Source organism: Botrimarina mediterranea (assembly GCF_007753265.1).
GTDB classification, from domain to species: domain Bacteria; phylum Planctomycetota; class Planctomycetia; order Pirellulales; family Lacipirellulaceae; genus Botrimarina; species Botrimarina mediterranea.
The window spans coordinates 4511254-4523033 of the sequence record NZ_CP036349.1; the positions used below are offsets into that span (position 1 = coordinate 4511254).

The following is an 11780-nucleotide window of genomic DNA, read 5'->3' on the forward strand; positions in this document are numbered from 1 at the left end:
CCGTTTGTGGGGAGGGGCATTTCTCACCCGATAATTTGCAGGAGGCGTCTCCGACGCCGATGACGCGCACCACGCCGCTGCGGAATGGATGCCGTCATCGGCGTCGTAGACGCCTCCTACATGAATTGTTATTTCTCGGCGCCTTCAAGCGACAACGACTCAAGCCACTTCTTGAACGCGTCGCGCTCGTTCGCCACCTCTTCGACGGGACCGCGGAGCTTGAAGAACCAGACCTGGCCTTCGCGCTCGACCATCGCGGCGTGCGTCGTCTCCGTCTTGCCGACCATCTCGAAGTACGCGCCGTCACTGCCGAGCAGTTTCATTTCTTCGGTCTGGGCCTCGAGCTCGTCGGCGGTCGTGGGCTCGAGCCCGATCTCGCCGCGCCAACGGTTGACGTTCTCCAAGCGGTCGCCCATCGCGCCGGTAAGCGGAAACGCGAAGCCCGTCAGCACCGCTCCGCCGGGCGTGCGGAGCGACGCCTTGCGCATCGCGCTGCCGGGCTCTTCGGTCCAACCGTCGGGCGTCGTCGATTGCAACTCCGACTGGTACTTCATCTCGCGCTGCTCAGCAGCGGGCGCGGCCGGCGCCGCGGGTGGCGTCGCGCTGGCGAAAGGCGCGGCGCCGCCGGCGAAGGGCGCCATCGTGCCGCCGTCGAACCAGCCGACCGTGTCGAACAGCACCGCGCCCTCGGCCACGTCGGCGAGGGGCTTCAGCTCGTCCCCAATGGCCTCGGCGGCGAGCGGCGGCTGTTGCAGCTGCTTCCGCCAGCGGTTGGCGTTGTCGAGCACCTGCGCGTCCCAGTCGCCGACGAGCGGCAGACCAATGACGCTCATTTCGATCGACTCGGTCCCTTCTTCCGCCGGGACCTTGAGCGTCGCCAGCCGCATGCCGCCGGCCTCCTCCTCGGTCCAGCCCTCGGGCGTCTCCCACTTCGGCTTGTCGCCTTCGAACCGCACCGAGGCGAGGAACGCGGTGACCGCGTCTGCCGCGTCGTCGATCGCCGCCTTCGGACCGACGGCCTTGAAGAACCACGCCTGGCTCGGCCCGGGCACGATCGACCCGATCATCCGATCCGTCGGCTCGCCGCTCGGCGGCTTAGCGGCGGTTTCGGGAGCAACGGGTTGCGGCGTCTCGCTCGCGGCGCTCGGCGCGTCGGCGGGCTTGGCGATCCGGTAGGTGCGGACCTCTTCCTCGGGACGGCACCCAGCAAGGGCGACAATACACAGGGCGAGCGCGACCACGGGGGCCGCTCGGCGGGTGAAGAGCACGGGCTTTTTGGGACCGGTGGCGGAGATTGGCGCCGCCAGACGTTCTGGCAGCGAGCCCCCTATCTTACGGCCCCGCGGGGAGCGCGGCCTACCCGTATCGCGGACGCCGAGGCGCGGCAAACCGCCGCACAGGGTGGCCCACGTCACACCTTCGAGGTCCCTGCGTCCCCGCTTCGACGTGTGGCTAGTCTATTGCCCGACGATGCTCAGGAGGCCTTCCATGAGGCCGCTGCTGAACGCGAAGGGCTCGTCCCAGGACCACATGGTCTGCATCAGGTCCATCGCCATGACGCCGGCCAGCAGCATCGAGAAGAAGCCGGCGATCAACATGCCGAGCACCCAACCCGGGAACGGAACCTCTTGGGAAGAGCCGACCGCGACCGGGGCGGCGGCCGCCTCGGTCCCGAAGCCGCCGGCGTCGAAACCGCCGCCGAAATCGTCGTCCCCCTCGCCTTCGTCGATCGCCTCGAAACCGGGGAGGTCCTCGTCCTCCTCACCGACCTCTTCGAGGGCGACGATCTGCGAGCTGTCTTCTTCCTCGTCGCCGCTGTCGGCAGGGGTGAGTTGGAAGTCTTCGCCACCCAGGCCCGACATCACCGAGCCCATGCCCGACGCGCCCGATCCGGCCGCCGAGAGGGCCGCCAAGTCCAGGGCCGATCCGATCTGCGAGCCGCCCAGGTCGAGCGGCACCTCGTCCAAGGCAAAGCCGCTGTCCGAGGGGGAGAGGTTGATGCCGCTATCGCCCGTGGCTAGACCGTCTGAACCGTCCGAGCCGCCGAGCACAAGGTCGTCATCCTCGTCTTCGCCGAGCTGAATGCTGTCGATGCCGCCCAGGCCGCTGACGCTACCGGGGCCAGAGAGACCCGGCGAACCGGCCTCGTCGACATCGCCCTTGCCGAGCACGTCCGAGCCACGGACAGCCGAGGCGTCGCCCAGGTCGAGGTCGATGTCGCTGTCCGAGCCGAGCTTGAGGCTCGACTCTGCCTTGGCAATTTCCTCGGACGCCTTGCGAGCGGCTTCGGCGTGCTTGGCCTCGAAGACGCGCGACTCGGTCTCAAGGTCGAGCTCAAGCTCGTCAAGGTCCTCGAACGCACTGGAGCCGGGTTTGGGGCCCGCTTTGGCGGCGGCGTCGCTGCCGCTAGCGAGCATCAAGTCGTCTTCGAGCGACAGATCGCTCTTGCCGATGATCGTGCTCTGCGGGCGCGGGATGCCCCCTTCGATCTCGTCATCACCGGTGAGCAGGATCGACTCGGCATCGTCGCCATCGCCCAACGGCTCGACGCCCAGACCGATGTCGTCATCATCGTCCGCCGAACCGCCGATCTCGGTCGGCGGGGCTTCATCGGGGGCGTCATCGTCCAGCTTGACCTCGGGTAGGTCGTCGCCCAAATCGCCGAGGCTGTACTCCTCCGCGGCGTCGAGAGTGAAGTCCTCGCCCTCGTCCTCGGGGGGGATGCCCTCCGATTCGAGCCGCTCGATGTGCTCGGTGCGGAACTTCCAGCTCGTCCCGTCCTTGTAGCCGTTGATCACGTTGGCGTCACGAAGGTGATTGAGCCGTTCCTTCGTGATCCCAAGGCGGGCGGCGGCGTCTTCGAGGCTGATGAACTTCTGCGACATAGCGACGACAGTTCGGGCGGGGAGAGTTCGGTCGTAAGGCGCTAGCGGCAGCGGGCTAGCGCTATTGCGTTAACGGGGACCCCGGGCCTCGTCGAGCATCGCTTGGATGTCTTTCGGGGCGGGGGCACCGCTGTTGAATTGTTCGAGTCGGAGGTCGGCCGACAAGTTACGGACGGACTTCAGCATAATCTGACCGCTGCCCGCGTCGACGTGGTAAACGGCGAAGACTTGGCGGACTGGGTCAAAAATCAGGGCCGCGTGCGGGCCGTTCGGATTTTCCAGGATTTTCCACTGGGTCTGCCCCCCCGCCGGCGGCGCCGCCACGGCGGGCAGCGGTGGGCTGGCGGCCGCGGTTGTCGATCGGGCGGCGAAACTGAGCGGCTCCTCCGACGGCGGCGGATCGGTCGGCAGCGGATCGGTTTCCAATGGATTGGTCGGCAGGGGGTCGGCTGCCAAAGGCTGTTCAATGGCTTGAATTCGGCCTGTTTTCGCGCCCCCCGACTGAACCCTTCGGTCCCCCTCAGCAGGCGGCCAGACGAAGCCCTGGGCCGCCACAGCGGTCGCTACGGCCAACATAAGGACGACAGCCAACCCGCGGCTCGCGGGACGCTGGTGGATGGTCATGGCAGAGGCTCCTTCCTCGGGGAATCGTTGGGAAATCCGGCTCGCCACCGCAACGAGCGGCGATCCAGGTAATTCTACGTAGTTTCGCTAACCACTTCCAACAACGCCGGTCGGAAAACTGGCCGAATACGAGTTGCGGCGAGCTGGCGACGTGAGTCGTCGGTGGGAAGCGGGTACCAGGCGTCCACCGACGACTCACGTCGCCGGCTCGCTACGGGTCGAGGTAGCGAGCCTAGCTCGGGGGGCTCCCCTACTTTTTCCGCTACGGGTAGTTTGGGTCGTGCCGGACAACCTGCGCCCAGCGTTGGCGCACTCCCGAACACGGACCCCCTAATCGACGTCATGACGACGCCCGCCGCCGCTTCGCCCGCTACGTACCCTGCCGAGTGGAAGGCCGCCGCCAATGAGCGGCTCGATTGGGCCCGCCAGATCACGCTCGAAGCGGGCGAGATCACCCAGACCTACTTCCGTTCGCCGACCCTACGGATCGAGTGGAAAGAGGACCGCACCCCGGTCACCCTGGCCGACCAGGCGGCCGAGCAGCACCTGCGGAAGCGGATCGAGGAGCGGTTCCCCGACGACGGCATCCTCGGCGAGGAGTACCCCGAAAAGCCCGGAACGTCGGGATACAAGTGGATCCTCGACCCGATCGACGGCACCAAGCCCTTCATGCACGGCGTGCCGCTGTACACCAACTTAGTGGCGGTGCTCGAAGAAGCCTCCGGCGAGCCGATCCTGGGCGTGATCAACGCCCCGGCGTCGGGCGAGACGATCCACGCCGCCATCGGCGGTGGCGCCTGGTACCAGAACGGCGGCGGCCAAAACGGCGGTGGGGAGCTGAGCCGAGCGCACGTCTCGGAACTGAAGGACCTGGGTGAGGGCCTCTTCCTAACCGGTGACGTCGGCGGCTTCCAGGACCGCGCCGAGGACGCCACGGAGACCTACTTCGCCCTCCAGCAGACGGCCCGCATATCCCGCACCTGGGGCGACGGTTATGGCTACATGATGGTCGCCGTCGGCCGAGCCGAGCTCATGGTCGACGCCAAGATGAGCGTCTGGGACGCGGCGTGCCTGAAGCCGATCCTCGAAGAAGCCGGCGGCACCTTCACCAGCTGGAGCGGCGACCCCACCGTCCACGCCGGCGAAGGCATCGCCACCAACGGGCATGTTTTGAAGCAGGTTTTGGCGATCACGGCTGGGAAGTAGGCAGAAATCTGTAGGAGGGGTCTCCAGACCCCGATTACGGTATCCATCCCGAATAGGCATGGTGCGCGAAATCGGCGTCTGGAGACGCCTCCCACAGTTTCCACGTCTCAGCCGGTTTTCCGCCTTTGGGGAGCATTGCCCCCCACGCCTTGGTCCGCTAACCTGTGCGATTCGCCGCGGCAGGAAGGCCACGGCTAGGGGTCCGTTACCCGACCAGGGGACGGCCTCGACACCCGCACAACGATTCAACACACCAGGCCTGCCCCACCGGCGGCCGACCACGAGGCAATCCGATGGCTCGCGCTTGTGAACTCTGTGGCAAAGGCCCGCAGATCGGCAACCAGGTCACCATCCGCGGTAAGAAGAAGTACCTCGGCGGCGTCGGCACCAAGGTCACTGGCATCACCAAGCGGCAGTTCAAGCCGAACTTGCAGCGCGTCAAGGTCGCGGGCGAGGGTGGCAACGCCGCTCACCTTCGAGTTTGCGTGCAGTGCATCCGCTCGGGCGCGGTCGTGAAGAAGGTCCGCACGGCGCCGTTCCAGTTGCCCGTGAAGGCCGCTAAGCCGCAAGCGGCTGGCAAGAAGAAGTAATCCTCTGCGGATGAAGGGGCCATGGCGATCTCTCGGAGCGATGTCGAGCGCGTCGCCCACCTGGCGCGGCTCGACTTGGACGACGCCCAGCTCGAAGCGCTGACGCCGCAGATCGCCGGCATCGTGGCGTACGTCGATTCGCTGGCGGCGGTCGATACGGCGGGCGTTGAACCAATGGCCCACGCCGTCGAACTCTACAACGTCTTGCGGGCCGACGAGGTGCGCGCGGGCCTGTCGCACGAGGCGGCCCTAGCGAACGCCCCGCGGAAGGATGCGGTCGGTTTCAAAGTGCCGGCTGTTCTCGAAGGTTGAGCCGTTCTCATTGGTACTCCGTCACGGTGACGGCTCGGCGTGTAACAACTCACTGAGCCGCGACCGTCAGGGAGCGACCAAACACGATGGCCGACCTCACCCGCTTCACCGCCGCCGAGCAGCGTCGCCTCCTCGACGCCGGCGAAGTCTCTTCGGTCGAGCTGACGCAAGCGCACCTCGACCGCATCACGGCGATCGACGCTAAGGTCGGCGCGTTTCTGCACGTGTCATCGGATCGCGCGCTCCAACAAGCCGCTGCTGCTGACGAGCGTCGCGCCGCCGGCAAGCCGCTCGGCCCCCTCGATGGCGTTCCGGTCGCCGTGAAGGACGTTCTCTGCGACGAAGGTGAGCTCGTTACCTGCGCGTCGAGGATGCTCGAGCACTTCCGCGCGCCGTACGACTCGACCGTCGTCGCCAAGCTCAAGGCGGCCGGCGCTGTGCTCGTTGGCCGCACGAACATGGACGAGTTCGCAATGGGCGGCTCGACCGAGAACTCGGCGTTCAAGAAGACGCACAACCCCTGGGACCTTACGCGTTCGCCCGGCGGCTCCAGCGGCGGCTCGGCGGCGGCGGTCGCGGCTTGCGAGGCGCCCCTCGCCATCGGCACCGACACGGGCGGTTCGATCCGCCAGCCCGCCGCGCTGTGCGGCATCGTCGGCATGAAGCCCACTTACGGACGCGTCAGCCGTTACGGACTGGTGGCGTTCGCCAGCAGCCTCGACCAAGTCGGGCCGTTCGCCCGCACGGTCGAAGACACGGCCCTGCTCTACGACGCGATCGCCGGCCACTGCGACCGCGATTCGACCTCCGCCAACATGGAGGCGAAACCGACGGCGCCAACGATCGACGAGCCGCTCAAGGGTCTGCGTGTCGGCGTCGTTCCCGAGCACTACGCCGATGGCCTTGATGCCGAAGTGAAGGCCGCCGTCGATGCGAGCGTTGATCGATATAAGGAACTCGGCGCCGAGATTGTCGAAGTCCACCTACCAAACGCCAAGCACGGCGTGGCGACTTACTACGTCATTGCCCCCAGCGAGGCGTCGAGCAACCTCGCGCGTTACGACGGCGTTCACTACGGCCACCGCACCGACGAAACGGCGATGCACGCCGAGCTCGCCGCCGAGCGCAAGGCAGCGACCGACGCGGGCGACAAAGCGGCGCTGAAGAAGATCGACTCGGCCCTGGTGCGTCTCTACCGCAAGAGCCGCAGCGAAGGCTTCGGTCCCGAAGTGCAACGCCGCATCATGCTCGGCGTCTACGCGCTGAGCGAAGGCTACGCCGACGCGTATTACCTCAAGGGCCTGCAAGTCCGCCGCCTCATCCGCCAGGACTACGACCGCGCGTTTGAGAAGGTGGATGTGATCCTCGGCCCAACAACCCCGGCGCCGGCGTTCAAACTCGGCGAACTCGTCGACGACCCCCTGTCGATGTACCTCCTGGATCTCTACACCGTCGCCGCCAACCTCGCCGGCCTCCCCGCGATCAGCCTCCCCTGCGGCATGTCCAAGTCGGGCTTACCGATCGGCATGCAACTAATGGCCCCGCCACTAGAAGAAGAACGGCTCCTCAGAGCAGCACGGATGCACGAAGCGGCTTTTGGAATGGCGCCCCTCGCTAAGATTTAGTGCCCACGAATTACACGAATTGACTCGAATAGGTCTAAACGATGGCTGAGATCGTTCTTAAGGACGAGTCATATGCAATCGTGGGGGCTTGCTTCGAGGTATACAACGAACTGGGATGTGGCTTCCTAGAAGCGGTATATCAAGAAGCATTGCAACTTGAGTTAGGCGCTAAGCAGATTCCGTACGTTCCTCAATCGCCACTGCAAATCCACTACAAAGGTCAGCCGCTGATCCAGGCTTACCGTGCTGACTTGATATGCTATGGGTCCGTCCTTGTTGAACTGAAGGCTGTGTCATACATCAACGACGATCACCGAGCCCAACTACTGAACTACCTGCACGCTACAAAGATGCCCCTCGGTTTGCTTATCAACTTCGGGCACAGCAAAGGCCTCCAGCACGAACGATTCCTACCTCGAACTTAATTCGCGTAGATTCGTGTAATTCGTGGGCAACCAGCCTTAAGAAAGTCATGAGCGACTATCAAACGATCATCGGCCTCGAAGTCCACGTCCAGCTCGCCACCAAGAGCAAGCTGTTCTGTGGCTGCCCCAATAAGTTCGGCGCTGCGCCGAATACGCAGGTCTGCCCCGTGTGCCTCGGGCTGCCGGGGGCGCTGCCGGTGCTGAATGCGAGGGCGATCGAGCTCGCGGTGCAAACGGGCGTGGCGCTAGGATGCGAGATTCCCGCGTTCACCAAGTGGGACCGTAAGCAGTACTTCTATCCCGACCTGCCGAAGGGGTATCAGACGAGCCAGTTTGACCTGCCGATCACCGAGCATGGCAAGCTTGAAGTCGCGGTTGATGATTCAGAAGCTCGCACGATTCGCATCCTCCGCGCGCACCTCGAAGAGGACGCCGGCAAGAGCCTGCACGACGAGTCGGGGGCCGGCGGCGACACGGTGATCGACCTCAACCGTGCCGGCACGCCGCTCTTGGAGATCGTCAGCGAGCCCGATTTGCGTTCAGCCGCGGAGGCGAAGGCCTATCTCTCCGAACTCAAGCTGATCCTCGGCCCCGAGTACCTCGGCGTCTCCGACTGCAACATGCAGGAGGGTTCGCTGCGGGTGGACGCCAACGTCAACATCCACCTCGACGACCCGAAGAATCCCGGCAAGAAGCTTGCCACGCCGATCGTTGAGATCAAGAACCTCAACAGCTTCCGCGCCGTCGAGCGCGCGATCGAATACGAAGCGGCGCGGCAGTATCGTGAGTGGCAGGAGACGGGTCGCCTCATCGGCGAAGCGCCGAAGCAGACCCGTGGCTGGGACGACAACGCCGGCAAGACGATCCCGCAGCGCGAGAAGGAAGAGTCGGCCGACTACCGCTACTTCCCCTGCCCCGACCTAGCGCCGGTGCTGAACCCGGCCGCCGAAGTCGACAAGGTCCGCGCCGCGATGCCCGAGCTGCCCGCCGCGCTGCGACTACGCCTCGTGACCGACCACGGCCTGTCGGCGTACGACTCGGACGTGATCGTCAACCAGGGACGCGAGGTCGTCGAATACTTCTTCACCGCCGCGACCGAGGCGGGCGACGCCAAACTCGCCGCCAACTGGGTGACGCAGCACGTGCTGCGCGTGATGAACGCCGAGTCGAAGACGCTTACGGATGTCGGCCTCGCGCCCGAGCGCTTGGGCGGCATGATCAAGAAGCTCGTCGCCGGCGAGCTGCCGAGCCCGCGGGCGCGCGAGGTCTTCGAGCTGATGATCGCCGAAAAACTCGACGCCGACGCCGCGATGGCGAAGCTCGGCATCGCCGCGGTCGATGAGTCGGAGCTCGTCGAGATCTGCCGCGACCTACTGCAAGCGAACCCCAAGATCGTCGCCGACGTGCAGAAGGGGAACGACAAAGCGGTCGGCGCGCTGATCGGACAAGCAAAGAAGAAGAACCCGAATGCGGACCCCGGTCGCGTGCGCGAGATTTGCTTAGAGCTGATCGCGAAGGGATTGTAGCGCCAAGCGCTAATGGCGAGCCGGCGACGTTAGTCGTCGGTGGGTAGCGGGTACTAGGCATCCACCGACGACTAACGTCGCCGGCTCGCCACGATACTTGATGGCTGGCGTAACGCGCCGCACGGTAGCGGGATTCGTCGCGGGTAGACTAGGGTTTCTATCACCACCCTACCGATCTATCGGACTACCCGCCTACCAACCTCCCTCGATGCTCCTCACCCTCACCACCGACTTCGGCCCCGGCGGCCGCTACGTCGCGCAGATGAAGGGGGTGCTCTACAGCCGCGCGCCCGGCGTGACGGTTGTCGATCTGTCGCACGACATCCCGCCGCAAGACATCGCCGCGGCGGCGCGGCTCTTGGAAGCGGCGGCGGCTTACTGGCCCGCGGGGACGACGCATCTGGCGGTGATCGATCCCGGCGTAGGGACCGAGCGGCCGATTGTCGTCGTTGAGGCGCTGAAGCAACGGTTCATCGGTCCGGACAACGGGTTGTTCGGGTGGTTGGAAGGACGCTTTGATGAATGCGTCGCGTTAAGCCGCGAGCGACTGGCGCCGGCGGGGGATTCGTGTACGTTCCATGGGCGCGACTTGATGGCGCCCGCCGCGGCGCTGCTCTTGTCGGGAACGCCGCTCAAGGAACTCGGCGCGGCGCACGCTTCTCTTCAGAGGATGCCGATGACGGACGGACCACGCATCGAAAACGAGCGGATCGAAGGCCGCGTCGCCGAGGTCGATCACTACGGCAACCTGATCACGAACATCAGCGCGGACCTGCTCAAAGAAACGCCGCGCGACGAGCGGCTGCGCGTCACCCTCGGCGAGCACGAGACCTACGGCCTCTGGCAAACCTACGGCGAGAACCCACCGCAGACGCTAGTGGCGCTCGTTGGCTCGGAGGGCTTCGTCGAAGTCGCCCTCGTTAATGGCAACGCGGCGGAGATGCTCGGCGCGGGCGTCGGCGACGCCGTTTGTTTGAATTGGAGCGACACCTTGTAGGAGGCGTCTCCGACGCCGATTACGGTATCCATTCCGAAACGGCATGGTGCGCGTAATCGGCGTCGGAGACGCCTCCTACAGATATTTGCGAAATGAACAGTTCAAAGAACGACCAACTCCGCGAATGGGACCGCGCCCACTACTGGCACTCGTTCACGCCGATGGCGGGGTACGAGCCGCTGGTGATCGCGCGGGCGGAGGGCTCGACGCTCTACGACGTTGACGGCAACGCCTATCTCGACGCGGCGAGCAGCATGTGGTGCGCGGCGCTGGGGCACGGTCACCCACGCATCAACGCGGCGATCGTCGAACAACTCGGCAAGATGGCGCACTGCACCAGCCTCGGCATGGGCGCCGACATCGCCGTGCGACTCGCTAAACGCCTCGCCGACCTTGCGCCGGGCGACTTGCAACACGTCTTCTATTCGAGCGACGGCTCCAGCGCGGTCGAAGTCGCGATGAAGCAAGCGCTGCAGTACTGGCGGCAATGCGACTCGCCGCGAACTAACAAGACAAAGTATCTAGCCTTCGGTCAGGCGTACCACGGCGACACAATCGGCGCGACAGCGCTGGGCGGCATCGGACGTTATCACGATGCGTTCGCGCCGGTGCTTTGTGAAGTGATACGTGTCGCGGCGCCCGATAGCCGCAGCGCCAAAAGCTCCCCTCTACCTGGTGGGGAGGGAGAAATGGCGCGAGCACTCTCTGATGTGCGTACCGTCCTCGAATCGCAAGCCGACACGATCGCCGCGATTGTCGTTGAACCCCGCGTGCAGTGCGCGGCGGGGATGCTGATGCACCCGCCGGGCTTTCTGGCGGGGTTGCGAAAACTCTGCGACGAGTACGACGTGCTGCTCGTCGCCGATGAGATCGCCGTCGGACTCGGACGCACGGGCAAGCTCTTCGCCTGCAACCACGAAGACGTAACGCCCGACTTCTTGTGTTTAGGAAAACACCTGACGGCGGGCTACCTGCCGATGGCGGTGACGATCACCACGCCACGCGTCTACAACGCGTTCCTCAATCGCGAGCCGACCGACGACAACACGTTCTGGCACGGCCACACGCACAGCGGCAACGCCCTAGCGGCCGCCGCGGCGATGGCGACGCTCGACGAGTTCGAGTCGGGCCTGATGGACGAACTGCCGGCGAAGATTGCTCACCTCAATAAGCGTTGGCGCGAGATCGCGACAAGTCCGCGCGTCAAACACTCCCGCCAGTGCGGCATGATCGCGGCGATCGACCTCCACGAACCGAAAGGCCAAGCCATCGCGAGCTACGCACTAGAGCGAGGCGTCTGGCTCCGCGGCCGCGACGACCTCGTCTACGTGATGCCCCCGCTCAACATTGATGCGACTGACCTCGATCGCATCCTCGACGTAGTGGCGGCCGCTTTGCAAAAGATTTGAACCACGAAGGCACGAAGGAACAAAGAATGAAGACGACGACTTTTCTCTTCGTTAGTTCCTTCGCGGTACAGATTTCTTTCGCTCGTAGGATGGCGCCGAAGGCCCATCACTTCTTGATGTCGGCTCCGAAATGAGGCGATGGGCCTACGGCGCCATCCTACTCTTTTTGTTCCTTCGTTCC

The 11780-nt window shown here is 65.1% G+C and carries 11 protein-coding genes; 8 read left to right on the top strand and 3 right to left on the bottom strand.

Annotated features, from left to right (window positions below):
* Positions 1 to 128: 128 nt before the first annotated feature.
* The 3 genes from Spa11_RS17360 to Spa11_RS17370 form a co-directional block, all read right to left on the bottom strand.
* Positions 129 to 1241 (bottom strand): hypothetical protein, encoded by a 1113-nt coding sequence (locus Spa11_RS17360; protein WP_145114553.1) that lies wholly within the window; start codon positions 1239 to 1241, stop codon positions 129 to 131.
* Between the two features lie 216 nt (positions 1242 to 1457).
* Entirely contained in the window at positions 1458 to 2885 is a 1428-nt protein-coding gene (locus Spa11_RS17365) for a helix-turn-helix domain-containing protein (protein ID WP_145114554.1), read from the bottom strand.
* Between the two features lie 69 nt (positions 2886 to 2954).
* Positions 2955 to 3341 carry a hypothetical protein gene (locus tag Spa11_RS17370; protein ID WP_145114556.1) on the bottom strand — a complete coding sequence of 129 codons (387 nt, stop codon included), beginning with the start codon at positions 3339 to 3341 and terminating at the stop codon, positions 2955 to 2957.
* A 510-nt stretch (positions 3342 to 3851) separates the two neighbouring features.
* Here Spa11_RS17370 and Spa11_RS17375 point away from each other — a divergent pair.
* The 8 genes from Spa11_RS17375 (at position 3852) to bioA (ending at position 11599) form a co-directional block, all read left to right on the top strand.
* A complete protein-coding gene (locus Spa11_RS17375) occupies positions 3852 to 4715 on the top strand; it encodes an inositol monophosphatase family protein (protein WP_145114559.1) in 864 nt (287 codons plus the stop codon).
* Positions 4716 to 5008: 293 nt separating this feature from the next.
* A complete protein-coding gene (gene rpmB, locus Spa11_RS17380; protein ID WP_145114561.1) occupies positions 5009 to 5305 on the top strand; it encodes a 50S ribosomal protein L28 in 297 nt (98 codons plus the stop codon).
* Between the two features lie 21 nt (positions 5306 to 5326).
* Positions 5327 to 5617, top strand: coding sequence for an Asp-tRNA(Asn)/Glu-tRNA(Gln) amidotransferase subunit GatC (gene gatC, locus Spa11_RS17385; RefSeq protein ID WP_145114563.1), 291 nt, complete (start codon positions 5327 to 5329; stop codon positions 5615 to 5617).
* An 86-nt stretch (positions 5618 to 5703) separates the two neighbouring features.
* Positions 5704 to 7242, top strand: a complete 1539-nt coding sequence (gene gatA, locus Spa11_RS17390) for an Asp-tRNA(Asn)/Glu-tRNA(Gln) amidotransferase subunit GatA (protein ID WP_145114565.1) — start codon at positions 5704 to 5706, stop codon at positions 7240 to 7242.
* Positions 7243 to 7283: 41 nt separating this feature from the next.
* A complete protein-coding gene (locus Spa11_RS17395) occupies positions 7284 to 7667 on the top strand; it encodes a GxxExxY protein (protein ID WP_145114567.1) in 384 nt (127 codons plus the stop codon).
* Positions 7668 to 7714: 47 nt separating this feature from the next.
* Positions 7715 to 9193, top strand: coding sequence for an Asp-tRNA(Asn)/Glu-tRNA(Gln) amidotransferase subunit GatB (gene gatB, locus Spa11_RS17400; protein WP_145114570.1), 1479 nt, complete (start codon positions 7715 to 7717; stop codon positions 9191 to 9193).
* Positions 9194 to 9401: 208 nt separating this feature from the next.
* Complete coding sequence (locus tag Spa11_RS17405) at positions 9402 to 10190, top strand: SAM hydrolase/SAM-dependent halogenase family protein (protein ID WP_197529483.1); 789 nt, start codon at positions 9402 to 9404, stop codon at positions 10188 to 10190.
* Positions 10191 to 10282: 92 nt separating this feature from the next.
* Positions 10283 to 11599, top strand: a complete 1317-nt coding sequence (gene bioA, locus Spa11_RS17410) for an adenosylmethionine--8-amino-7-oxononanoate transaminase (protein WP_145114574.1) — start codon at positions 10283 to 10285, stop codon at positions 11597 to 11599.
* The last annotated feature ends 181 nt before the right edge of the window (positions 11600 to 11780 follow it).

What these genes read in the sequence shown, in the direction of transcription:
- Spa11_RS17395 (WP_145114567.1), top strand. Translation starts at nt 7,284, where the DNA reads ATGGCTGAGATCGTTCTTAAGGACGAGTCATATGCAATCGTGGGGGCT.
- rpmB (WP_145114561.1), top strand. Translation starts at nt 5,009, where the DNA reads ATGGCTCGCGCTTGTGAACTCTGTGGCAAAGGCCCGCAGATCGGCAAC.
- Spa11_RS17375 (WP_145114559.1), top strand. Translation starts at nt 3,852, where the DNA reads ATGACGACGCCCGCCGCCGCTTCGCCCGCTACGTACCCTGCCGAGTGG.
- gatB (WP_145114570.1), top strand. Translation starts at nt 7,715, where the DNA reads ATGAGCGACTATCAAACGATCATCGGCCTCGAAGTCCACGTCCAGCTC.
- bioA (WP_145114574.1), top strand. Translation starts at nt 10,283, where the DNA reads ATGAACAGTTCAAAGAACGACCAACTCCGCGAATGGGACCGCGCCCAC.
- Spa11_RS17365 (WP_145114554.1), bottom strand. Translation starts at nt 2,885, where the DNA reads ATGTCGCAGAAGTTCATCAGCCTCGAAGACGCCGCCGCCCGCCTTGGG.
- gatC (WP_145114563.1), top strand. Translation starts at nt 5,327, where the DNA reads ATGGCGATCTCTCGGAGCGATGTCGAGCGCGTCGCCCACCTGGCGCGG.
- Spa11_RS17405 (WP_197529483.1), top strand. Translation starts at nt 9,402, where the DNA reads ATGCTCCTCACCCTCACCACCGACTTCGGCCCCGGCGGCCGCTACGTC.
- gatA (WP_145114565.1), top strand. Translation starts at nt 5,704, where the DNA reads ATGGCCGACCTCACCCGCTTCACCGCCGCCGAGCAGCGTCGCCTCCTC.